This window comes from Pantoea sp. EKM21T (assembly GCF_011800405.1).
Classification (GTDB): Bacteria; Pseudomonadota; Gammaproteobacteria; order Enterobacterales; family Enterobacteriaceae; genus Pantoea; species Pantoea agglomerans.
The window spans coordinates 313,104-336,426 of the sequence record NZ_JAALFV010000006.1 but is presented as its reverse complement, the minus strand read 5'-3'; the positions used below and the strand labels follow the sequence as shown (position 1 = coordinate 336,426).

At 57.8% G+C, this 23,323-nt stretch carries 20 protein-coding genes; 11 read left to right on the top strand and 9 right to left on the bottom strand.

What is annotated here, in order from left to right; all coding sequences use genetic code 11:
* Positions 1–89: 89 nt before the first annotated feature.
* Positions 90–863: a pimeloyl-ACP methyl ester esterase BioH gene (bioH, locus tag HFD87_RS14635; protein WP_033773020.1), complete on the bottom strand. Its 774-nt coding sequence runs from the start codon at positions 861–863 to the stop codon at positions 90–92.
* A 34-nt stretch (positions 864–897) separates the two neighbouring features.
* Between bioH and gntX the strand changes: the two genes are divergently transcribed.
* Both gntX and nfuA read left to right on the top strand, forming a co-directional pair.
* The gene (gene gntX, locus HFD87_RS14630) at positions 898–1,578 is read left to right on the top strand and encodes a DNA utilization protein GntX (protein ID WP_163799539.1); all 681 of its coding nucleotides are present in this window, start codon (positions 898–900) and stop codon (positions 1,576–1,578) included.
* Between the two features lie 58 nt (positions 1,579–1,636).
* Positions 1,637–2,212 carry a Fe-S biogenesis protein NfuA gene (gene nfuA / locus HFD87_RS14625; protein WP_010253194.1) on the top strand — a complete coding sequence of 192 codons (576 nt, stop codon included), beginning with the start codon at positions 1,637–1,639 and terminating at the stop codon, positions 2,210–2,212.
* Between the two features lie 252 nt (positions 2,213–2,464).
* Here the strand turns inward: nfuA and malQ are convergent, their stop codons facing one another.
* From malQ to glpE, 5 genes are all read right to left on the bottom strand, one after another.
* Positions 2,465–4,546 carry a 4-alpha-glucanotransferase gene (malQ, locus tag HFD87_RS14620; RefSeq protein ID WP_167423591.1) on the bottom strand — a complete coding sequence of 694 codons (2,082 nt, stop codon included), beginning with the start codon at positions 4,544–4,546 and terminating at the stop codon, positions 2,465–2,467.
* Positions 4,547–4,555: 9 nt separating this feature from the next.
* Positions 4,556–6,961 carry a maltodextrin phosphorylase gene (malP, locus tag HFD87_RS14615; RefSeq protein ID WP_167423590.1) on the bottom strand — a complete coding sequence of 802 codons (2,406 nt, stop codon included), beginning with the start codon at positions 6,959–6,961 and terminating at the stop codon, positions 4,556–4,558.
* A gap of 155 nt (positions 6,962–7,116) precedes the next feature.
* Positions 7,117–7,875, bottom strand: a complete 759-nt coding sequence (locus HFD87_RS14610; RefSeq protein WP_010253201.1) for a DeoR/GlpR family transcriptional regulator — start codon at positions 7,873–7,875, stop codon at positions 7,117–7,119.
* A gap of 31 nt (positions 7,876–7,906) precedes the next feature.
* Positions 7,907–8,728: a rhomboid family intramembrane serine protease GlpG gene (gene glpG, locus HFD87_RS14605; RefSeq protein ID WP_010671549.1), complete on the bottom strand. Its 822-nt coding sequence runs from the start codon at positions 8,726–8,728 to the stop codon at positions 7,907–7,909.
* Positions 8,729–8,757: 29 nt separating this feature from the next.
* Positions 8,758–9,084, bottom strand: coding sequence for a thiosulfate sulfurtransferase GlpE (gene glpE, locus HFD87_RS14600; protein WP_010253207.1), 327 nt, complete (start codon positions 9,082–9,084; stop codon positions 8,758–8,760).
* Between the two features lie 227 nt (positions 9,085–9,311).
* On the opposite strand from glpE, the gene glpD reads away from it, so the two are divergent.
* From glpD to mdcH, 9 genes are all read left to right on the top strand, one after another.
* The gene (gene glpD / locus HFD87_RS14595; protein WP_010671548.1) at positions 9,312–10,817 is read left to right on the top strand and encodes a glycerol-3-phosphate dehydrogenase; all 1,506 of its coding nucleotides are present in this window, start codon (positions 9,312–9,314) and stop codon (positions 10,815–10,817) included.
* Positions 10,818–11,198: 381 nt separating this feature from the next.
* Positions 11,199–12,854 (top strand): malonate decarboxylase subunit alpha, encoded by a 1,656-nt coding sequence (mdcA, locus tag HFD87_RS14590; RefSeq protein ID WP_010253213.1) that lies wholly within the window; start codon positions 11,199–11,201, stop codon positions 12,852–12,854.
* Positions 12,854–13,714 (top strand): triphosphoribosyl-dephospho-CoA synthase, encoded by an 861-nt coding sequence (locus HFD87_RS14585; RefSeq protein WP_163763328.1) that lies wholly within the window; start codon positions 12,854–12,856, stop codon positions 13,712–13,714. Before mdcA ends, HFD87_RS14585 begins: the two co-directional genes overlap by 1 nt.
* Positions 13,715–13,722: 8 nt before the next feature.
* Positions 13,723–14,022: a malonate decarboxylase acyl carrier protein gene (gene mdcC, locus HFD87_RS14580; RefSeq protein ID WP_010253220.1), complete on the top strand. Its 300-nt coding sequence runs from the start codon at positions 13,723–13,725 to the stop codon at positions 14,020–14,022.
* Entirely contained in the window at positions 14,015–14,848 is an 834-nt protein-coding gene (locus tag HFD87_RS14575; protein WP_111534734.1) for a biotin-independent malonate decarboxylase subunit beta, read from the top strand. The genes mdcC and HFD87_RS14575 overlap by 8 nt, the downstream gene beginning before the upstream one ends.
* Complete coding sequence (mdcE, locus tag HFD87_RS14570) at positions 14,848–15,648, top strand: biotin-independent malonate decarboxylase subunit gamma (protein ID WP_167423589.1); 801 nt, start codon at positions 14,848–14,850, stop codon at positions 15,646–15,648. Before HFD87_RS14575 ends, mdcE begins: the two co-directional genes overlap by 1 nt.
* Positions 15,649–15,781: 133 nt before the next feature.
* Positions 15,782–16,741 carry an AEC family transporter gene (locus tag HFD87_RS14565; protein WP_010253228.1) on the top strand — a complete coding sequence of 320 codons (960 nt, stop codon included), beginning with the start codon at positions 15,782–15,784 and terminating at the stop codon, positions 16,739–16,741.
* A gap of 1 nt (position 16,742) precedes the next feature.
* On the top strand, positions 16,743–17,363 hold the full coding sequence (locus HFD87_RS14560) for a malonate decarboxylase holo-ACP synthase (protein ID WP_010671544.1): 621 nt from the start codon (positions 16,743–16,745) through the stop codon (positions 17,361–17,363).
* Positions 17,360–18,262, top strand: a complete 903-nt coding sequence (mdcH, locus tag HFD87_RS14555) for a malonate decarboxylase subunit epsilon (protein WP_010253234.1) — start codon at positions 17,360–17,362, stop codon at positions 18,260–18,262. Before HFD87_RS14560 ends, mdcH begins: the two co-directional genes overlap by 4 nt.
* On the opposite strand, the gene HFD87_RS14550 is transcribed toward mdcH, so the two are convergent.
* From HFD87_RS14550 to glgA, 3 genes are all read right to left on the bottom strand, one after another.
* On the bottom strand, positions 18,243–19,178 hold the full coding sequence (locus HFD87_RS14550; RefSeq protein WP_010253237.1) for a LysR family transcriptional regulator: 936 nt from the start codon (positions 19,176–19,178) through the stop codon (positions 18,243–18,245). The two genes, mdcH and HFD87_RS14550, sit on opposite strands and share 20 nt — an antisense overlap.
* Before the next feature lie 222 nt (positions 19,179–19,400).
* Positions 19,401–21,848, bottom strand: a complete 2,448-nt coding sequence (glgP, locus tag HFD87_RS14545) for a glycogen phosphorylase (RefSeq protein WP_010253240.1) — start codon at positions 21,846–21,848, stop codon at positions 19,401–19,403.
* Positions 21,849–21,867: 19 nt separating this feature from the next.
* Complete coding sequence (gene glgA, locus HFD87_RS14540; RefSeq protein WP_010253243.1) at positions 21,868–23,301, bottom strand: glycogen synthase GlgA; 1,434 nt, start codon at positions 23,299–23,301, stop codon at positions 21,868–21,870.
* Positions 23,302–23,323 lie beyond the last annotated feature (22 nt).

Sequence of the window (23,323 nt, the reverse complement as noted above, 5' to 3'; positions counted from 1 at the left end):
CATGACTAATCACATAAAATTGCAACGGCCTCGCTCACAGAGAGAAGTATTGCTGCTGTCTGCGATTTTGCCAGTTCAAAGCGTCATTATCACGGCAGATTACTGATAAAATTAACAATATGCTGGCAAAAGCTCTCAGGATGGGAAATAAAAGGCGCATGTGCGGCTTTTTCGATAACCACTGAGGGCGATGCTGGCAACATTTCATCAATCTCCGCCACAATCCGGCGCGGCACCAGTCCGTCTAACGCGCCATAGAGCCGCAGGAACGGCAGCGTAATCTGCGGTAACGCGTCGCGCAGATCGACCTGGCGCAGAATCTCCAGTCCGCCATCCAGCACCGCCACCTCCGGCATCGGCTGCGACAGCACCACCTCTTTCAGCTGCCGCGCATCGGCGCGAGCCGTTTCGGTACCCAGCGTCTGCAGCGCCAGAAAGCGCTCCACCGTGCGCTGGAAATCGTTGCTGAGCATCTGCTGAAAGTTCTGCAGCGTCTCCGGTTTAATGCCGGGCCAGCTCTCTGTGGCGGTGAAACAGGGCGACGAGGCAACGGTGATCAATGCAGCCAGTTTTTCTGGCGCACTCAGCGCCAGCTGCGTCGCCACCAGTCCGCCCAGCGACCAGCCCACCACAATCGCCTGCGGTGGCAGCGCGGGCAGCAATTGCGCTGCCATCTGCTCCAGCGTCAGCGCACCGAAATGCTGGCTGCGGCCATAGCCGGGCAGATCGACCAGATGCAGGCGATAGTGCGCGCTGAGTCGCGGAATGATGCTTTGCCAGACTTCGGCATTCAGTCCCCATCCGTGCAGCAGCACAAGATCGCGTTTTCCTTCTCCGCAGGTGTGCCAGTAGAGCGACGTCATCAGTTACTATCCCGAAAATGATAAGGAGGTCGCTATGCTAGCAATGCTCGCCCTGTGTTGGCTATGCCGGATGCCGTTGCGGATAGCCCGGCACGGCATCTGCAGCTTATGTCTGCGCGGATTACCGCCGTTACCGCTGCTCTGTCCACGCTGCGGATTGCCGGCAGGTTCAGCAAAGGTCGCCTGCGGCCGCTGCCAGCTTAAACCGCCCGCCTGGCAGGCGCTGGTCTGCGTCAATGACTATTGTCCGCCGTTCAGCCAGTGGGTTAACCAGCTTAAATTTTCTCACATAACCGCACTCAGGGTGATGCTGGCGCGGCTGCTTTTGCTAAGCTGGCTTAATGTTTACCGGCGTGGCAGTGTGCCGCGTCCCGATCTGCTGCTGCCGGTTCCGCTGCATCGGCGACGACGCTGGCAGCGTGGCTTTAATCAGACGGTACTGCTGGCCGCACCGCTGGCGCACTGGCTGGGATGTGAATGGCGCGAAGGTCTTTCCCGCAAGCGCGGGGGCGCATTACAGCATCAGCTCAGCGCCCGCCAGCGCCGCACCAACTTACGGGGTGCTTTCTGCCTTGAAATGGTGGTGCAGGGACGCCATATCGCTCTGCTGGATGACGTCATTACCACCGGCAGTACGGTAGATGAAATCAGCCGACTATTAATGGCCCAGGGTGCCGCCAGCGTGCAGGTCTGGTGCCTGTGCCGTACCTTGTAGAGCGTCTTTGATGGGCGTATTATAACCAACTAAATTAGTCAACTATTGAGCAATCGACATGATCCGAATTACTGACTCTGCCCAGGAACATTTTTCTAAACTGCTATCCAAACAAGAAGATGGCACCCAGATTCGCGTATTCGTGATTAACCCGGGTACGCCAACAGCCGAGTGTGGCGTCTCTTACTGTCCGCCCGATGCCGTTGAAGCTACTGACACCGAACTGAAGTTCGAAAAGCTCTCTGCTTACGTTGATGAACTGAGCAAGCCGTATCTGGAAGATGCTGAAATTGACTTCGTTACCGACAATCTTGGTTCACAGCTGACGCTGAAAGCGCCGAATGCCAAAATGCGTAAAGTCTCTGATGATGCGCCAATGGTTGAGCGCGTGGAGTATCTGCTTCAGGCGCAGATCAACCCACAGCTGGCCGGCCATGGCGGTCGCGTGTCGCTGATGGAGATCACCGATGAGGGCTACGCCATTCTGCAGTTTGGCGGCGGCTGTAACGGCTGTTCGATGATCGACGTGACCCTGAAAGATGGTATCGAGAAAGAGCTGCTGGCCGCCTTCCCGGAACTCAAAGGCGTGCGGGATATTACTGAGCATCAGCGCGGTGAACACTCGTTCTACTGATGAATAAGCGGGGTTTGCAGTCAGAATCTGCCCTCTCCGCTGAGAGATCGAGCCTGCTCAGGGAACGCGGTCAGATCGGAAAGACGCAAAATCCGTCATCCCTGACACGCTCGGCCCGCGCCATCCCTGACGCGGGACGCTTTCCTCCTCTGCCCGCGCTCCCTGCGTGTTGAGTTGAGCAGTTGCTGCCAGATTTATTCTGATCAAGTTTTATCATCGGTCAGAAACGGCAGCCTGGCTGCTGCGCTTCTGTTATTGCCCTTTCTGTCCTGACTGACGCTGCTGGCTGACCACCTTCAGCAGTGCATTTACTTCCTTGTCCGCAAAGATCTCCTCCAGCGTTTTGCTCAGCTTGCGTCGCCAGTTAGGGTACTGATCCACCGTGCCCGGCACGTTGACCGGCGTGGTCATGCCAAGCCAGTCCTCAGGCTGCAGGCCAAGCAGCGCACTGTCGGTATCCGCCAGGAAGCGATGTATTGCCCGATTCAGCGCAGGCGTCATGGTGAGCTTCTCTGCCTTCTTCTGGCTGCGTGCCGGTAAGGCGCCCGCCTGATGAAGCGCATCCAGCAGCGCCTGCTTCTGCGCGGCGCGCTGCTGATGTAACGCTTTCACCGCATCGCCCGGATAGAGGCCAATCTTCTCACCCAGCGCCAGGTCGCCCTGCTCCCAGAAGCCGGTCAGCGTAGGCAGATCATGCGTGCTGGCGCTGGCGATAGACTGGCGCGGATAGTCCTGCGGCGCGCGATAGCGCTCATCCTTCTCCTGCTCAAACCAGAGCACCTTCCATGAAAAGACGCCACTTTTACGCAGCAGGCTGACAATCTCCTGGGGGACGGTGCCCAAGTCTTCACCAATCACCATACAGCGCAGCCGGTGGCTCTCCAGCGCCAGGATGCCCAGCAGATCGTTGACCGGATAGGCCACATAGGCGCCTTTATCCGCCGTTTCCCCGGCAGGCACCCACCACAGACGCAGCAGTGACATCACATGGTCGATGCGCAACGCGCCGCAGTCGCGCATATTGGCGCGCAGCATGTCGATAAATGGCTGGTAGCCGCGCGCCTTCATGACATGCGGATCCATCGGCGGTAAGCCCCAGTTTTGTCCCAGCGGACCGAGGCGGTCAGGCGGCGCACCCACCGAGGCCTTGAGGCGGTAAAGCTCCGGGTCGTGCCAGGTTTCCGCGCTGCCTTCCGCCACGCCCACTGCCAGGTCACGATAGAGTCCGACGCTCATGCCCAGCGCCTGACTGTGCGTCCAGCAGCCAGAGAACTGCTGCTGCGCCAGCCATTGCAGCCATTGCCAGAAGGCGATCTCCTCTTCATGCTGTGCACACCACTGCTGCACCTCCGGCAACTGGCTGTTGCGCCACCCTTCCGGCCACGCAGGCCAGCCGCCCTGCTGCGCCTTATCTGCCCGTCGCTCCAGCTGTATGCCGTCGTAGGCGGCCTGATAACGCAGGCTGTCGCCGCCTTCATGCACAAAGGCCGCCCAGGATTGATGCTCTTCGCTCTGGCTGTCTCGCGTCTGAAAGTGTGCCCAGGCGTGCCGCAGCGCAGCGAGCTTAAGCGCCATTACGGCCTCGTAGTCAACCAGCTCCGCCTCACGCGCTTTGGTCAGCGCCTTCCGGGTTCTGGCGCTTTTCCACCACTTCTGTGCCGCCGAGCTTTGCTGAAAATCGGCTACCTGACTGACGTCGATATAGATGACGTTCAGCCAGCGGCGCGACGACGGGCTATACGGACTGGCGAAACCGGCGCTGGCGGGATAGAGCGCATGCAGCGGATTCAGCCCGACAAAATCGCCACCGCGTTCAGCCAGCTGCACCAGCAGCTGGTCGAGATCGCCGAAGTCGCCGATGCCCCAGTTCTGTTCAGAGCGCACGGTGTAGAGCTGCACCAGCGCACCCCAGCGTTTTTCCCCCGCCTCCAGCGCCGGAGGCAGATAGCAGCGGCGCGGCGCGACGATAATCCGCGTCTGCCAGCTTTTTTTGCCCTTACTGAGTGTGAGCTGGTGGTACCCCTGCGCCAGCGGGCCAGGCAGTGTAAAAGGCTCACTGGCGGTTAACTCGCCGCTGTGCTGTTTGCCGTTTTCAGTCTGCAACTGCCAGCGGTAAACGCCGCTGCCCTGTGGCGTCAGCTGTCGCTTGCCACTGCCGCTGAACACCGCGACCGGCGGCAGCGGCGATTTTTTTGCGTCCTGCGGGTCATCCATCACCGCCAGCAGCGCCTGCAGGGTCTCATCGCTGATCGCCTCTTTCTCGCCATTGACGTTGATGTAGTCCAGTGAAATTCCCGCGGCACGGGCGGCCTGACCGAGTGAATGTTGCTTCATTGCTGCTCCTTAGCGCGGTGCCTGCCAGATACGTTGCTGATAGTCACGAATTGACCGGTCCGAACTGAACATGCCGGTTCGTGCCGTATTGAGGATGGCGGCGCGGGTCCAGCCTTCCGGGTCGCGCCACAGGGCTTCCACCCGTTGCTGCGCCTCGATGTAGGCCTGGAAATCGGCCAGCACCAGCCAGGGATCGCCATGTTTCGTCAGGCTCTCCAGCATCAGGTCAAACGCATGTTTATCCCCGTTGCTGAATTTCCCCTTCTCCAGCGATTTCAGTAGATCGTCCAGCGGCTTGTTCTGCTTACGCACCTTTTTCGGGTTATAGCCTTTCGCCTTGAGCGCTTTGACCTCATCCACGGTGTGACCGAAGATAAAGATATTCTCCTCACCCACCTGTTCGGCAATCTCGACATTGGCGCCATCCAGCGTGCCAATCGTCAGCGCACCGTTCAGTGCCAGCTTCATGTTGCCGGTGCCGGAGGCTTCATATCCGGCGGTGGAGATCTGCTCTGAGAGATCGGCCGCCGGGATCATCAGTTCGGCCACGGTGATGCGGTAGTCCGGGATAAACACCACTTTGAGTCGATCACCGACCCGTGGATCGTTGTTCACCACCTCCGCCACCTTGTTAATGGCGTAAATGATATTTTTGGCGAGGTAATAGCCGGGCGCAGCTTTGGCCCCGAACAGGAACACCCGTGGCGTAAAGGTGACATCCTCCGGGTTATGACAGAGCTTCTGATAGCAGTAGAGGATATGCAGCAGGCTGAGGTGCTGGCGCTTGTACTCATGCAGTCGTTTGATCTGCACATCGAACAGCGCGGCCGGGTTCACGATAATCCCCGTGTGGCGGGCGATATACTCCGTAAGCTGCGCTTTGTTCTGCTGTTTGATGCTGCGATAGCGCTGACGAAACGCCTGATCGTCGGCATAGGCCTCCAGACCGCTTAACGCCTCAAGGTTATTGGCCCACTCGGTTTTCAGCGTCTCATCAATCAGCCCGGCCAGCGCCGGATTACACTGCTTCAGCCAGCGGCGCGGTGTGATGCCGTTGGTGACGTTGTGGAATTTCTGCGGCCAGAGCTGGTGATATTCCGGGAAAAGATCGCTGACCACCAGGCTTGAGTGCAGCGCCGCCACGCCGTTGACCGCAAACCCGCTGACGACGCAGAGATTCGCCATCCGCACCTGACCGTCAGCGACCACCGCCAGCTTGTGCCACATCGCTTTGTCATCCGGCCAGCGCTGCTTCACCTGCTTTTTCAGCCGCTGGTTGATCTCTTTGATGATCAGCATATGGCGCGGCAGCAGACTGCGCATCAGCTTCTCATCCCAGCGCTCCAGCGCCTCCGGCATCAGCGTGTGGTTGGTGTAGGCAAACAACCGGCTGGTGATCTGCCACGCCTCATCCCAGCTCAGCTGATGCTCATCCAACAGCACGCGCAGCATCTCCGGGATGGCGATGGTGGGATGCGTATCGTTGAGCTGAATCACTTCGAAGTCAGGCAGGCTGTGAATGCTGCGTCCCGCCAGATGGTGACGACGCAGGATATCCGCCACCGCACAGGCGCACTGGAAATATTGCTGCATCAGGCGCAGCCGCTTGCCGGCCTGATGATTGTCATTGGGATAGAGCACTTTGGTCAGTTTTGCCGCCTCGATGCCCGGCTGCTCCGCCTGCAGAAAATTACCGTCGTTAAACGCCGTGAGATCAAAAGGATGCGCACTCACTGCCTGCCACAGGCGCAGCGGCAGCGTCACACCGTTGCGGTAGCCGGTCACCGGCAAATCCCAGGCCTCGCCGCGCAGCGTAAAATCGGGCAGCCAGCGTACACCGACGTTTTCCTGCTTTTCTACCCGGCCCCCCATCGCCACCTCAACATCCAGCGCCGCGTTGTGGCGGAACCAGGGATAGCGCTCACGCTGCCAGTCATCGGGCGCTTCAATCTGCTGACCATCATCGAAAGACTGGCGGAACAGGCCATACTGGTAGTTCAGTCCGTGGCCGGTGGCGGACTGCCCCACCGTTGCCATCGAATCCATGTAGCAGGCGGCCAGTCGTCCCAGCCCGCCGTTACCCAGCGCCGGATCGACCTCCTGCTCCAGCAGTTCCGTTAAATCGAACTCGTGCTCAGCCAGCGCCGCTTTGACGTCGTTATACCAGCCGAGATTGAGCAGGTTGTTGCCGGTCAGACGGCCAATCAGAAACTCCATCGAGAGGTAATTAACGTGACGCTGCTGCACAGCCGGACGCGGTGCCGGTTGTGCGTCCAGTAGCTCCGCCAGCGCCGCGCTGACCGCCTGCCACGCCTGGTGCGGGGTCATCTGCTGGGCGGAACGGAGACTTAACTGTTGCCACTGGCGGGTAAAGGCGGCATTAAAACGGGCTTTATTAAATTTTTGCTGCGGCATATCACTCCCTTCTGTTACGCAATGAGGTGAAGCAAAAATAGAAAGCGCACGGGCTGGCAACCGGGTGCCAGCAACCGTTAAGTAAAGACGGGAGTGAGGAAAAAAGCGACAGCAATCAAAGAAAAACGCCAGCCGGGAGGCTGGCGTGGCAGGAATCAGCAGAGTTCGAGGTGAACCTCATGCTGCTCAATCACCTTCATTACGCTGGCAGGCGGCGTTTTGTCGGTGTAGAGGTAGTCAAGCAGACTCATGTTGCCGAGGTTGACCATCGCGTTACGGCCAAACTTCGAGTGATCCACCACCAGCATCACGCAGCGTGAATTTTCAATGATGGCGCGCTTGGTGCGGACTTCGTGATAGTCAAACTCCAGCAGCGAACCATCCATATCGATGCCGCTGATCCCCAGAATGCCGTAGTCGAGACGGAACTGAGAAATAAAGTCGAGCGTCGCTTCACCCATTACCGCGCCATCACGGGTCCGCACTTCACCGCCCGCGATAATGACCCGGAAATCGGGTTTATCCATCAGCAGCATGGCGACGTTAAGGTTATTGGTCACCACGCGCAAATCGCTGTGGTTGAGCAGCGCATGCGCCACCGCTTCCGGCGTGGTGCCGATATCGATAAACAGCGTGGCACCATCCGGGATCTGGCTGGCCACGCGCTGGGCAATCCGCGCTTTTTCCGCTGACCACATCATTTTACGGTCGTGCCAGGCGGTATTCTCAGAGCTGGAGGGAAGCGCCGCGCCGCCGTGGTGACGCTGAATTTTGTTCTGATCGGCCAGATCGTTGAGATCGCGACGAATGGTTTGCGGGCTGACCTCAAAATGATCCACCAGCTCCTCAGTACTGACATATCCCTGACGACGGACTAAATCGATAATCGCGTCATGACGTTGCGTCTGCTTCACGTTCCTCTCCTGTTAACCCGCATAATCCTGTCTAACGACGCGTGACTTTACGCGTATCCACCAGCGCCATCGCCAGTCCGACCACCAGACCGGCGACGTGCGCCGCGTTGGCAATAGCCAGACCAAAGACGCCAAACCAGCCAATCACCAGCCAGACCAGCGCAAAACCGATCAATCCCCGTTCAAGATAGACGCCGCTGTCGGGATCGCGCTCCCCGCGCAGCCAGCAGTAACCCATCAGGGCATAGACCACGCCCGACAGGCCACCAAACCAGATGCCGCTGAACTTCGCCTGCAGCCAGCCGCTAAGCAGAGCCGAAATCAGCAGGATGACAAAGAGTTTGCCGCTGCCAAGTCGCTTCTCAACCGCGCCGCCCAGATACCACCACCACATCAGATTAAACAGAATGTGCAGCAGTGAAAAGTGCAGCAGCGCATGGCTGAACCAGCGCCAGACCTGAAGATGCTGATCGGCATCCGGCCAGGAGAGCCAGGCCATCACGGTACGATCGCCCATGACCTGCATCAGAATAAATATCGCGATACAGAGCACCATCAGCGTCATGGTCAGCGGACCGGCACGCTCACGGATATTCGCCCAGATATTGCTGCGCTCATAGCGCAGGCCACTGTCAGTTTTTCCGCTGTGCCAGCTGGCGGCCTGATAACGCGGATGGTTAGGGTCGTGCAAAAACTGCTGAAGTTCGTTTTCGACCAGTGAAATCTTGCTCTCATCATCCAGCATGATGACGTAGTGATTTTCATGCTCAATACGCAGCGTGATGCCCCGCGTCGCCATGTAGTCAACAAAGGCCTGCGCCATGCGGGGCTGATTAAATTGGGTAATGCGCATCAGTAACTCTCCATGTGACGAGCGGCAATCTATTCGCTGCCGAGGGCAACCTGCTGAGGAAAGGCAGCACGCCAGGCATCAAAGCCGCCATCAATGCTGTACGCCGCGCTGAAGCCCTGTCCCAGCAGATATTGTGCCGCGCTTTTGCTGCTGTTGCCGTGATAGCACATCACCAGCACCGGCAGGCTGTGATCGGCGCCGCTGACAAAATCGCTGAGGTTGCTGTTGGTCAGATGCAACGCACCGGCCGCATGACCCAGGGCATAACTTTGCGGATCGCGGATATCTACCAGCAGCGCACCCTGCGCCAGACGCGCCTGCGCCTGCTGCACATCAATACATTCGAACGTTTCCATGGGATCTCTCATAACAGCGTCACAATAGCGCGTAGTGTAACCCGAGAATCGACGCCGATAACCTGACAATCGTTACGGCTATCGGTTTTTTTGGTGGGCAGAATGTTAGCTATATCACGCAAAAATGTTTTTACCTGGTTAAAAGCTGGCGTCAATGTTGGTTTGCGATTATGATTATGCTCGAAAACGAACATTAGTGAACTATTCCGAACATCGGAGGAGATGACGTGGAAACCAAAGACCTGATCGTGATCGGCGGCGGCATCAACGGTGCCGGCATTGCAGCAGATGCTGCAGGACGCGGACTGTCGGTGTTAATGCTGGAGGCGCGGGATCTGGCTTGCGCGACCTCCTCTGCCAGTTCAAAACTGATTCACGGCGGCTTGCGCTACCTTGAACATTACGAATTCCGTCTGGTCAGTGAAGCACTGGCCGAGCGTGAAGTGCTGCTGAAAATGGCTCCGCATCTGGCGTTCCCGATGCGCTTCCGTCTGCCGCACCGTCCGCATCTGCGTCCGGCGTGGATGATTCGCACCGGCCTGTTTATGTATGACCATCTTGGCAAGCGTACCAGTCTGCCAGGCAGTAAAAGTTTGCGATTTGGCGCGGATTCGGCCCTGAAGCCGGAAATTACGCGCGGATTCGAATATTCTGACTGCTGGGTCGATGATGCCCGCATGGTGGTACTGAACGCACAGGAAGTCGTGAAGCGTGGCGGCGAAGTCCGTACCCGCACCCGCGTGACCCGTGCCTGGCGTGAAGGCGGCCTGTGGAAGGTCGAAGCGGAAGATGTCGACAGCGGTAAAACCTTTACCTGGCAGGCGAAAGGCCTGGTCAATGCTGCCGGCCCGTGGGTCAAACAGCTGTTCGACGACAGCCTGAAGCTGAAATCGCCTTACGGTATTCGCCTGATCAAGGGCAGCCACATCGTGGTGCCACGCGTCCATACCGAAAAGCAGGCTTACATTCTGCAGAACGAAGATAACCGCATCGTGTTTGTCATCCCGTGGATGGATGAGTTCTCTATCATCGGTACCACCGACGTCGAGTACAAAGGCGATCCGAAAAACGTCAATATTGATGACAGCGAGACCGACTATCTGCTGAAAGTGTTCAACGGACACTTTAAAAAGCAGCTGACCGCTGACGATATCGTCTGGTCCTATTCCGGTGTCCGTCCGCTGTGTGATGACGAATCCGATTCGCCACAGGCGATCACCCGTGATTACACCCTGGATGTGCGCGACGATAATGGTCAGGCTCCGCTGCTGTCGGTATTTGGCGGCAAGCTGACCACCTACCGTAAGCTGGCAGAACATGCGCTGGAGAAACTGGCGAAGTACTACCCGAACGCGGGCCCGGCATGGACGAAGAACTGCGTGTTGCCAGGCGGAAATATCTCCGGCACCCGTGAAGATTATGCGGCCAGCCTGCGTCGTCGCTATCCGTTTATCAGTGAAAATATGGCGCGCCACTTCTCGCGCACCTACGGCAGCAGCACTGAAACCCTGCTGGCTGGCGCGAAAAGCCTGGACGATCTGGGCGAGAACTTCGGTCACGAGTTTTACGAAGCAGAATTACGCTACCTGGTGCAGCATGAGTGGGTTCGTGAGCTGGATGATGCTATCTGGCGTCGTACCAAACAGGGCATGTGGCTGACCAAAGAGCAGCAGGCGCGAGTCACCGAGTGGCTGGCAGCGAAAGCTAAACCCGCCCTGTCGCTGGCATCATAAACGGACAGTAACTAACTAAAGAATCAGAAAGCAGGCTTCGGCCTGCTTTTTTTATGTCTGCGATAGCGGGTCGGTGAATCCGGGTGCTGATCCGACAGGTTGCGCTTTTCAGCGTGCAGCAGAGTTTATTTTTGTACGACGAACTTTTTATTAAAAATGCCAGGCTCAAACCATTTTTTATACAGAAATCCGTTTATGCGATCACATTTTTGGTCAGCGCCTAAACTCAACGCTTTCTGCTTCGCATATCAAAACGTTCACATCCTATTGTTACTGTAAATATAACGTTCAGGCTTTTTGCTTAATTGAACGACGTCATCAGAAAGCACAAACTTTCCTCAGTAAAAACGAAACAACCGTTATTTTAATCAGGAGGTTGAAATGAACACAGGCCAAACGCCTGCCCGGGAATGGAACACACGCCGCAGTGAAAAAGCGCGTCGTCTGGCATCCTTCCCTGTTGATGGCAAAGTCATTCCTACTGAAAGAGCTGTAGAAGCATTTGAAAAACTGATTGCACCGGGCGACCGGGTGGTACTGGAAGGGAATAACCAGAAGCAGGCCGATTTTTTATCACGTACCCTGGCTGAGGTTAATCCGGCGATAGTACACGACCTGCATATGATTATGCCGAGCGTGGGTCGCAGTGAGCATCTGGATATTTTCGAAAAAGGCATTGCGCGTAAACTCGACTTCTCTTTTTCCGGTCCGCAAAGTCTGCGTATTTCTCAGTTGTTAGAAGATGGTCAGCTGGAAATAGGCGCAATCCACACCTATATCGAACTCTATTCCCGCCTTTATGTCGATCTGAGTCCAAACGTCGCGCTGATTGCCGGTTATAAAGCTGACCGCAAAGGCAACCTTTACACCGGCCCGAGTACTGAAGATACGCCTGCCCTGGTGGAAGCCGCCGCGTTCCGTGACGGTATCGTGATTGCCCAGGTAAATGAGCTGGTCGATGACGAGACCGACCTGCCCCGCGTCGATATTCCCGGCTCCTGGATCGATTACATCGTCGTAGCCGATAAACCTTTCTTTATCGAACCGCTGTTTACCCGCGATCCGCGCCTGATTAAACAGGAACATATCCTGATGGCGATGATGGCGATTAAAGGCATTTACGCCGAACATCAGGTGCAGTCACTTAACCACGGTATCGGTTTTAACACCGCCGCGATCGAACTGCTGTTGCCCACCTACGGCGAACAACTCGGCCTGAAAGGCAAAATCTGTAAGCACTGGACCCTTAACCCGCATCCGACGCTGATCCCGGCGATTGAGAGCGGCTGGGTTGAAAGCGTGCACTGCTTCGGTGGCGAACTGGGCATGGAAGAGTACATTCGCGCCCGTCCCGATATCTTCTTCACCGGCAGCGACGGCTCTATGCGCTCTAACCGCGCCTTCTGTCAGCTGGCAGGTCAGTATGCGGTGGATATGTTTATCGGTGCCACCCTGCAGGTCGATGGCCTGGCAAACTCCTCAACCGTGACCCGCGGTCGCCTTTCAGGGTTCGGCGGTGCGCCTAACATGGGCCACGATCCGCACGGCCGACGCCATGCCACGCCTGCATGGCTCAATATGATCACCGAACCGGATCCGATGCAGCGCGGTAAAAAACTGGTGGTTCAGATGGTGGAAACCTTCCAGGCCGGTGCCAAACCGACCTTTGTTGAAACGCTTGATGCCGTTGAAGTGGCGAAATCGACCGGTATGCCGCTGGCACCGGTGATGATCTATGGCGATGACGTCACCCACGTGCTGACCGAAGAGGGTATTGCCTATCTCTATCGCGCGGAAAGCCTTGAAGAGCGCCGTGCGATGGTCGCTGCGGTAGCCGGCATCACCGATATCGGCCTTGGCGTCGATGCGGCGCGCGTGGCGGCCCTGCGTAAAAGCGGCAAAGTGGTCTATCCGGAAGATATGGGCATTCGTCGTTCAGATGCGACCCGCTCACTGCTCGCCGCCAGCAGCGTCTCTGACCTGGTGGAATGGTCGGGTGGTCTTTATAACCCACCGGCAAAATTCCGGAGCTGGTAATGAAACTTCTGTCGCAGACTCAAACCGAGGCGCAGGCCAGCCAGCTGGCGATGATTGCGCGCGATTGTCTGACCGATGAAGCGCGGCTAAGCCCCAAGCCGGGTCTGGTAGACAGTCGGGGAAACGGCGCGCATCAGGACCTGACGCTGGCGCTGATGGAGCGTTCCGCTCACAGCCTTGTGCCGACCTTTCTGGCGCTGGCCCGTCACAGCTGGCTGCGTCCTGCTGATATTGCCCTGCGTGAAACGGTGGGTCGGCTGGGCCGTGACGGTGAACAGCAGATGATGGCGGCAACCGGCGGCGTCAACACCCATCGGGGTGCGATCTGGGCGCTGGGACTGCTGGTCAGTGCTGCAGCCATGCACGGTGGCGCGGCCAGTGCCGACCAGCTGACCCGCACAGCAGCCGCGCTGGCCAGCCTGCCCGACCGCGCCGCGCCAAAACTGTTCAGCAAAGGGTTAAAAGCGACGCATCGCTATCAGGTGCCCGGCGCACGCGAAGAGGCGCAACAGGCGTTTCCTCACGTGATGAAGCTGGCGCTGCCGCAGCTGCTGACAAGTCGTGCAACGGGTGCCAGTGAAAGCGAAGCCCGCCTTGATGCGCTGATGGCGATCATGACCTCGCTCAGCGATACCTGCGTGCTGTCACGGGCCGGTATGACCGGACTGAAAGCGATGCAGCAGGGAGCACGCGCCGTGCTGCTGTCTGGCGGCTGTCGCACAGCAGGCGGTCAGAAGGCGCTGGCGCAGCTCGACCAGCGCATGCTGTCGCTAAACGCTTCGCCTGGCGGGGCCGCCGATTTGCTGGCCGCGACGCTGTTTATTGATCGGGTCTGTTCACCTGAACATTCTTATTTCTAGAGGCCATTATGGAACACATCACATTATCTTTACCTGCTAACCGCTCACTCAGCGGTAAAGCTCTGGCAGGGGTCGTTGGTTCCGGTGATATGGAAGTGCTGTACACCGCAACTGAAGGACAAACGCTTAGCATTGATATCACCACCTCACTGGATAACAGCGACGCCCGCTGGAAGGCGCTGTTTGACCGCCTGAATTTAACCAACGGTCTGCCTGCCGGAAAGCTGATTATTCACGATTTCGGCGCGACACCCGGCGTGGCGCGTATCCGTATTGAACAGGTTTTTGAGGAGGTGAGCCATGCGTAACGATGCCAGTTTTATTGAATTACGCGCCCGTGAGCGCGCCCGTGCACTGCTGGACGACGGCAGCTATCGCGAACTGCTGGATCCTTTTGAAGGCATCATGTCGCCGTGGCTGGCCCCGCAGGGTGTGGTGCCGCAGTCAGATGACGGCATGGTGGTGGCACGCGGCACGCTGAACGGGCAGCCTGCGGTCGTTATCGCCATTGAAGGCACCTTCCAGGGTGGCAGCATGGGCGAAGTCTCCGGTGCCAAAATGGCGGCGGCGCTGGAACTGGCAGCCGAAGACAACCGCAACGGAACACCCACTCAGGCGGTGCTCTGCCTGGAAACCGGCGGCGTGCGTTTACAGGAAGCCAATCTGGGGCTGGCGGCGATTGCCGATATTCATGCCGCGATTGTCGATCTGCGCCGCTATACCCCGGTTATCGGCATTATTGCCGGTACCGTCGGCTGCTTTGGCGGGATGTCCATCGCCGCTGCGCTGTGCAGCTACCTGATTGTGACGCGTGAAGCGCGCCTGGGGCTCAACGGTCCGCAGGTGATTGAGCAGGAAGCGGGCATTGAAGAGTATGACTCGCGCGATCGCCCGTTTATCTGGAGCATGACCGGCGGTGAAATCCGCTACGCCAGCGGCCTGGTCGATGCGCTGGTCGGTGATGGCGTCAATGCGGTTAAGAGTGCGATGAATGACTTCATCGCTAAAGGCGTTCCGGCGCAGCACCGCAGCGATAAATATGCCGATTTCCTGCCACGTCTGACGCAGTTCGACACCCGTCAGCAGGCGGACACGGCGCAGATTAAACAGCTTTTCGCCCGGGAGGATAAATAATGACCCAGACAAACAGCCGCGGTGCAATCTGGCTGGAAAAACTTGCACCTGATGCGCAGCGCCTCAGCGGCCTGTGCGCCTCTGTCCAGGTGGCTGACGGTGAACTTAATGGTGAAAGCGTGCGCTTTATCGCCGTGGTGCCCGATGCACAAAACCACTATCCGCGTGCCGCGAGGGGCGAAGTCGGTCTGCTGGAAGGCTGGACGCTGGCGAAAGTGGTGAATGAAACGCTGGAAGAGGACAAGAACAGCGACGTGAAACGCCCGATTGTGGCGGTGATCGACGTGCCGAGTCAGGCATATGGCCGTCGCGAAGAGGCGTTCGGTATTCATCAGGCGCTGGCCGGGGCTGCGGGCGCTTATGCCAAAGCACGCCTTGCGGGTCATCCGGTGATTGGGCTGATTGTTGGCAAAGCGATGTCTGGTGCCTTCCTGGCGCACGGTTATCAGGCCAACCGCCTGATTGCGCTCAACGATCAGGGTGTGCTGGTGCACGCGATGGGTAAAGAGTCCGCCGCGCGTATCACGCTGCGTTCCGTGGAGGCGCTGGAGAAACTGGCGGCGACCATTCCGCCGATGGCCTATGACGTCAGCAACTTCCATACGCTGGGTCTGCTCTCCGATCTGCTGAACGTGGCTAATCCTGATGCGCCTTCTGACGCCGATGTGGCGATGGTCGAGATCGCCTTGCAGAAAGCCATTAGCGATGCGCGTCAGGATCCGAGCCTGAAAAACCGGCTGGGCGCATCCAATCGCCACAGCTCCTCCCTGGTTCGCGAGCGGATGCGCGCAACCTGGTAATTAAATAAAAAAATAAACCTGCCGAAACCGGTCTGACGGGGCGCATTGCTAAGTGCGCCCCGGGGCAGTGGCCGTGTTCAGAATTATAAACATCGCTGTTAACAGAAAATTCTTTCTTAAATACAGGTGATTTATGATTTATATAATTGTTCATGCCCTTGCTCCGATTTTTGTCATCATGCTTCTGGGTTTCTGGGCCGGTAAGGCCGGAATGGTCAACAACAAAGACGTCTCTCTGCTGAATATTTTCGTCATGGATTTTGCGCTGCCCGCCGCGCTGTTCAGTGCCACGGTACAAACGCCCTGGCCGGGCATCGTGGCGCAATGGCCGCTGATTGTGGTTATTACCGGCGCAATGTGGATTACCTATGGAGCTGTCTATTTCGCGGCTACAAAAGTTTTCAAAAAGTCACCGCAGGATGCGGCTGTGCTGACACTGACTGTGGCGCTGCCAAATTATGCCGCGCTGGGCCTGCCCATTCTGGCCAGCGTGCTGGGTGAAAATGGTGCCACCTCGCTCTCGGTAGCGGTCTCCATCGCCTGTGGTTCAGTGCTGCTTACACCGCTTTGCCTGCTGATTCTGGAACGTGAAAAAGCGTTTGCCGACGGCACCGAACACGGTTCAACCCTGACCATGCTGCCGATTCTGATGTGGCGTTCAGTGAAAAAACCGATCGTACTGGGACCGTTGATTGGCGTGGTGTTATCAGCGCTGGGCGTTAAAATGCCTGATCTGGTGCTGGCTGCCATCAAACCGCTGGGTCTGGCTGCTACCGCCGCTGCACTCTTCCTGACCGGTGTCATCCTGTCGGCACGCAAACTGAAACTCAACGCGGTGGTGGGCGTCGGCACGGTAACTAAACTGCTGATTCAGCCCTTTATCGCCTGGGGTCTGGTGCTGGCATTGGGTCTCAGCGGTCCTGTGGCAATTACCGCCATTCTGATGATTGCGCTCTCCGCCGGTTTCTTCGGGGTGGTGTTTGGCAACCGCTTTGGCGTGCAGTCGCCGGATGCAGAGGCTGTGCTGCTGCTCAGCTCTATTCTCTGTATTTTGTCATTACCGCTGTTCATTACGCTGACATCAGGAATGTAATATGAGCTCTGTACCGCGCCCCCACGATCTGCTCTGGCTGCGAGACGGCAACGCCTTAGCCGCCATCAGTGAGAGCTGGGTCAGTCAGTTCTGGCATCCCGGCCTTCCGGTCGTGGTGCGGCGCGACAGAAGCGAAACCGGGCTGATACCGGTGGGTGTGCGCGGCGAGCGCCGCGAACAGCGCGCCGCCGGATGGGTCAATGCAGCGGACATCGTTCGCGTTGTCACACCGGAGATGCTGGCGGCGCGTGCGCAGTTGCTTGCCTCGCCGTTCACCGCTTATGCGCCGGTCGGCGCGGCGATTGCCCTCAGTGAGCACGACTGGCCGTGGCGCTGGGGCATTACCGGCAGTACCGGTTACGCACTGGCAACTCAGCAACCCACGCTGCATGCCGCCAGCGATCTTGATTTAGTTATTCGCGCGCCAGAGCCGCTGGCGCGCGATGCGCTGCAACGCTGGCAGGCGCAAACCGACACGCTGGCCTGTCGGGTCGATACGCAGATAGAAACGCCGTCCGGCGCGTTTGCCCTCAGCGAGTGGCTGCGTGAAGGCCGCGCGCTGGTCAAAACCGTTACCGGGCCGATACTGACCGCTTCACCCTGGAGCAGGGAGCTACAATGAAAATACTCTTTACCTTTCCCGGCCAGGGCACTCAGCGTGCCGGGATGTTACAGCACCTTCCCGACGGCGACGCCCTGTTAAACAGCGTGCGTGCAGTGCTGGGCGACGAGACTGACCAGCTCGACAGTGCCGATGCACTGCGCCACACGCGCGCCGTGCAGCTCAGTCTGCTGATTTGCGGTGTTGCCTGGGCGCGCGAGCTGATCCGCCGTGGGGTGAAACCCGATATCGTCAGCGGTCTGTCGATCGGTGCGTTTCCTGCTGCGGTGATTTCCGGCGCGCTGGATTTCAGTGATGCTCTGCGGCTGGTGGCACTGCGCGGCGATCTGATGGAGCAGGCTTATCCGGAGGGATATGGCCTGACCGCCATCACCGGCCTGACGCTGAGTCGTCTGGAAAAACTGCTGCCCGGCAGCAACACCTATATCGCCAACCTGAATGCGGAAACGCAGATTGTGATTGCTGGCCGCGATGAGGATATGGCGGTAGTCGCGCAGAAAGCGCTGGATGCCGGTGCCAGCAAAGCGATTAAACTCGCGGTGAGCGTGCCGTCGCACTGCGCGCTGCTGGATAAGCCCGCTGCAGAACTGGCGCGCGCGTTCGGGTCCGTCAGCCTTTCCCGTCCCCATTGCGCTTACCTCAGCGGTTCAACCGGACGCGTGATTTGGGAGCCGGAGAAGATTGCCGACGATCTTGCCTTTAATATGGCGCGTACGGTGCAGTGGAATGATGCGATGGTTTCAGCCAATCAGCGCGATGCCCGACTGGCGATTGAGATGCCGCCTGGCAATGTGCTGACCGGCCTGACGCTTCAGGCGGGCTGGCAGGGCGACGCGATTTGTCTGGAGCGCAACAGCGTTGAGGTTGCACTCCATCTGGTTAAACGGCTGAGTCAGTAAGGCTGCGGGCGTACATCCGCCCTTCTGCCGCCAGTGCCAGCAGGTCATTATCCCGTTCGCGGCGATGTGAGTAGACAATCGAGATCTGCTGACGCATCTGGTAAGGCTCAGCGAGCGTCAGCAGCTGAATGTTGTTTTCATACACCTTCTTCATCCGTCCCGGGATCAGTGCCAGGCCGACGCCCGCCTGCACCAGGCTTATCATCGAGAAGATGTCATTCACCTGGGTGACCATACGCGGTTCAAATCCGGCTATCTGGAACGCCTCCTGCGAACCGGCATAGGTGGCAAACCCTTCAGCCAGCGAGACAAAATCACGGTCGGCATAATCACGCAGATCCACCGGACCGGCTCCGTCCCGCGTCTCACCGGCCGGTGTGGCCAGAAAGATCCTGTCCTCAAACAGCGGAATCACATCAAAATGCGCGTCGCTGAGTTCGCCGTCATCGGTGGCGATCAGAATCGCATCCAGCGCATCATCTTCAAGCATATTCAGCAGCATTTGATTGGAACCCATGGTCAGATCGAGCTCCAGCGTGGGCCGACGTAGCTTCATGCCCATGATCAGCCGGGGAATGGTCTCCAGCGTCAGGGAGTAGAGCGTGCCAAGTCGCAGACGCCCTCCGCCGATGCCTGCGACTTTGCGCGCCTCTTCAATGCCTTTGCCCATCAGGGTGGTCACATCGCGACAATAGTCCAGCAGCGTCCAGGCGGCAGGTAGCGGCACCAGGTTGCGGCCCTTGTGGATAAACAGCGGGCAGTCGATGCCCTCTTCCAGCGTATGCAGTGCGCGATGCACGCTGACGCTGCTCAGCGCCAGCGCTTCCGCCGTACGGGCGATATTGCCCTTGCTCATAAACATCATGAAGACGCTGAGTTTACGGAAGGTAATTTCCTGGTTGATGTTGTCACTCATTGCTGCTGTTGCCTGTAGGGTCATTTTGCTTTCCCGCATAGTAGCGATTCTCAGCCAGGGTGTAATGATCTGGCTCGCACAAGAGGCACTTACGGAGGCAGAGGCGATAAGAGGCTGAACCTGCTGAAAGAGGTGCGGGATAGACGGTGAGCAAAGAGAGCAAAGGAGAGTGCGGCCGATCCCTCGGCCGCAAAGAAAGTCAGAAACCTTACTGCACGCGCCTTACAACCTTACTGGCGAGATATTCCAGATCTCATCAGCGTACTCCTGAATCGTACGGTCCGACGAGAAGTAGCCCATTCCGGCGATGTTTTTAGCCGCGCGGCGTTGCCACTCATCCGGTTTACGGTAGAGCGCATCCACTTTATCCTGGGTATCCACATAGCTGCGATAATCCGCCAGCAACTGGTAGTGATCGCCGAAGTTGACCAGTGAATCGAACAGATTGCGGTAGCGGCCCGGATCCTGCGGACTGAACAGACCGGAAGCAATCTGGGTCAGCACCTGATGCAGCTCTTCATCCTTTTCGTAATAGTCACGCGGGTTATAGCCCCCTTTACGCAGGGCTTCGACCTGCGGCGTGGTATTACCGAAAATGAAGATGTTCTCTTCACCGACGTGATCCAGCATTTCAACGTTGGCCCCATCCAGCGTACCGATGGTCAGCGCGCCATTCAGCGCAAACTTCATATTACTGGTGCCGGACGCTTCCGTCCCTGCGGTAGAAATCTGCTCAGAGAGATCGGCCGCCGGAATAATGATCTGCGCCAGGCTCACGCTGTAGTTCGGGATGAAGACCACCTTCAGTTTGTTCTTCACCTGCGGATCGTTGTTGATCACATTGGCGACATCGTTGATCAGATGAATGATGTGCTTGGCAACGTAGTAAGCCGATGCCGCTTTACCGGCAAAGATATTGACGCGTGGCACCCAATCCGCCTGCGGATCGGCCTTGATACGGTTGTATCGGGTGATCACATGCAGCACGTTGAGCAACTGGCGTTTGTACTCGTGAATACGCTTGATCTGCACATCAAACAGCGCGTTCGGGTCGAGCACCACGTCCAGATTCTTCGCCACCCAGTCGGCCAGCCGACGCTTGTTCTGATACTTGGCGACCGCCACTTTTTCAATAAACGCCGGATAGTCGATCTGCGCCTTCAGCTCGCCCAGCTGGCTGAGATCGGTGCGCCAGTTGCGGCCAATCTCCTCATCCAGCACCTCTGACAGCGCCGGGTTCGCCAGCGCCAGCCAACGGCGCGGAGTGACGCCATTGGTTTTGTTACAGAAGCGACCAGGGAACAGACGGGAGAAATCGGCAAACAGCGACTGTACCATCAGGTTGGAGTGCAGCTCCGAAACGCCGTTTACTTTGTGGCTGACCACCACCGCCAGCCAGCCCATGCGTATCCGCCGGCCATCGTTTTCATCAATGATCGAAATGCGCGACAGCAGATCCAGGTCATCGGGATAGTGATCCTGAATGGTCTTAAGGAAGAAGTCGTTAATTTCAAAAATAATGCTGAGGTGACGCGGCAGGATCTTGCCGATCATATCGACCGGCCAGGTTTCCAGCGCTTCGGTCATCAGCGTATGGTTGGTGTAGGAGAAGACCTGACAGCAGACGTCAAAAGCGTTGTCCCAGCTGAATTTATGATCGTCGATCAGCAGGCGCATCAGTTCGGGGATCGCCAGCACCGGATGGGTATCATTCAGGTGAATAGCGATTTTATCCGCCAGGTTGTCCCAGGTCTGATGCATCCGCCAGTGACGGTTCAGAATGTCCTGCACCGTCGCGGAGACCAGGAAATATTCCTGACGCAGTCGCAGTTCGCGGCCTGAGTAGGTCGAATCATCCGGATAGAGCACGCGCGACACGTTCTCAGAGTGGTTTTTATCTTCCACCGCCGCAAAGTAGTCGCCCTGGTTGAACTTGCCGAGGTTGATTTCGTTGCTGGCCTGCGCGCCCCACAGCCGTAAGGTGTTGGTAGCGTCGGTGTCAAAGCCCGGAATGATCTGGTCATAGGCCATCGCCAGGATCTCTTCGGTCTCCAGCCAGCGCACTTTCGCGCCTTCGTGCTGAACCCGGCCACCAAAGCGCACTTTGTAACGGGTATTGAAACGCTGGAATTCCCACGGATTACCATATTCAAGCCAGTAATCCGGCGACTCTTTCTGCTCACCTTCCACAATGTTCTGTTTGAACATGCCGTAGTCATACCGGATGCCATAGCCACGGCCCGGCATGCCCAGCGTCGCCAGCGAGTCGAGGAAACAGGCCGCCAGGCGACCCAGACCACCGTTGCCCAGCCCCGGATCGTTCTCCTCTTCCATCAGCTCGGCCAGATCCAGACCCATCTCATCCAGCGCCTGGTTGAGATCGTCATAAATCCCCATCGCCAGCAGCGCATTGCCCAGCGTGCGGCCCATCAGGAACTCCATTGACAGGTAATAGACCTGCCGGACATCCTGCGACAGCTGAGCACGGCTGGAACGCAGCCAGCGCTCCACCATCCGGTCACGCACCGCCAGCAGCGAGGCGTTAAGCCACTCATGCTTATTGGCGATAGAGGGATCTTTGCCGATGGTAAACATCAATTTATAGGCAATCGAATGCTTTAAGGCATCAACCGTCAACGTTGGTGAGGCGTAAGTGAAAGGTGCATTCATATCCAGTTTTCCCAATCCGTTACATCAAACGTTGGTAGAGATCACGGTAGGCTTGTGCTGCCACCTGCCAGCTAAAGTCCATCGCCATTGCCTGGCGCTGAACATAGCGCCAGAGCGAAGGACGGGACCACAACACGAACGCGCGCCGGATAGCCCGAAGCAGTGACCAGGCGTTGGCATCTTCAAAACTGAATCCACTGGCGATGCCGTCGGCCAGATTCTCCAGTGAGCTGTCATTCACGGTATCGGCCAGCCCGCCGGTGCGGCGCACTAACGGCAACGTACCATACTTGAGGCCATAAAGTTGTGTCAGACCGCAGGGCTCAAAGCGACTCGGCACCACAATCACGTCTGCGCCGCCGACAATGCGGTGTGAGAACGCTTCGTGATAGCCGATCTGCACGCCGACGCTGCCCGGATGCTCTGCCGCCGCCGCCAGGAAGCCCTGCTGCAGTTCAGCATCGCCCTGGCCCAGCAGCACCAGTTGACCGCCCTGCGCCAGCAAGCCGGGCAGCGCCTCCAGCACCAGGTCCAGCCCTTTCTGTTTGGTCAGACGGCTGATCACGCAGAACACCGGCGCTTTATCATCTACCTTCAGACCCATCGCCACCTGCAGCTGACGTTTGTTCTCCGCTTTCGCTTCCAGCGTGTCGCGGTTATAACGCGCGCTGAGCAGCAGATCGTGCGCCGGATCCCAGATAGAGGGATCAACGCCGTTGAGAATGCCGCTAAGACGGCCTTCACGCATCCGCTGTGCCAGCAGGGTTTCCATGCCGTAAGCATATTCGGCAGAGGTAATTTCATGGGCGTAAGTCGGGCTGACCGCCGTGATATGGTCGGCGTAAAAAAGTCCCGCTTTCAGGAAGGAGATCTGACCGAAGAACTCCAGCCCGTGCATGTTAAAGAACGACCATGGCAGGCCAATCTCTTCCATGTGGTGCGCCATGAACAGCCCCTGATACGCCAGGTTGTGCACGGTGAAGACCGATTTAGCCGGACGACCACGCGCTTCCAGATAGGCGCAGGTCAGGCCTGCATGCCAGTCATGGGCATGCACAATATCGGGACGCCACATCGCGTCCATGCCGCACGCCAGTTCACAGCCAACCCAGCCCAGCAGCGCAAAGCGCAGATAGTTGTCGACATACGCAAACTGCGATTCGTCATGGTAGGGACTACCCGGACGATCGTAGAGGCCGGGAGCATCAATCAAGTAGATGCCCACACCGTTAAATTCACCAAATAGCAGACGTACATGACCGGCAAATGTTTCTCGCTCTGTCACGACCTGGAGATCAGGTATGCCTTTGCGCAATGCGGGAAAAGCGGGCAGTAGTACCCGCGTATCCGTGCCGCCCGCAATTTGTGCCTGAGGTAATGCCCCGACTACATCAGCCAGTCCGCCCGTTTTTAGCAGCGGGAAAAGTTCCGAACAGACATGTAAAACCTGCATCCTCGACCTCATTAAGTTATCC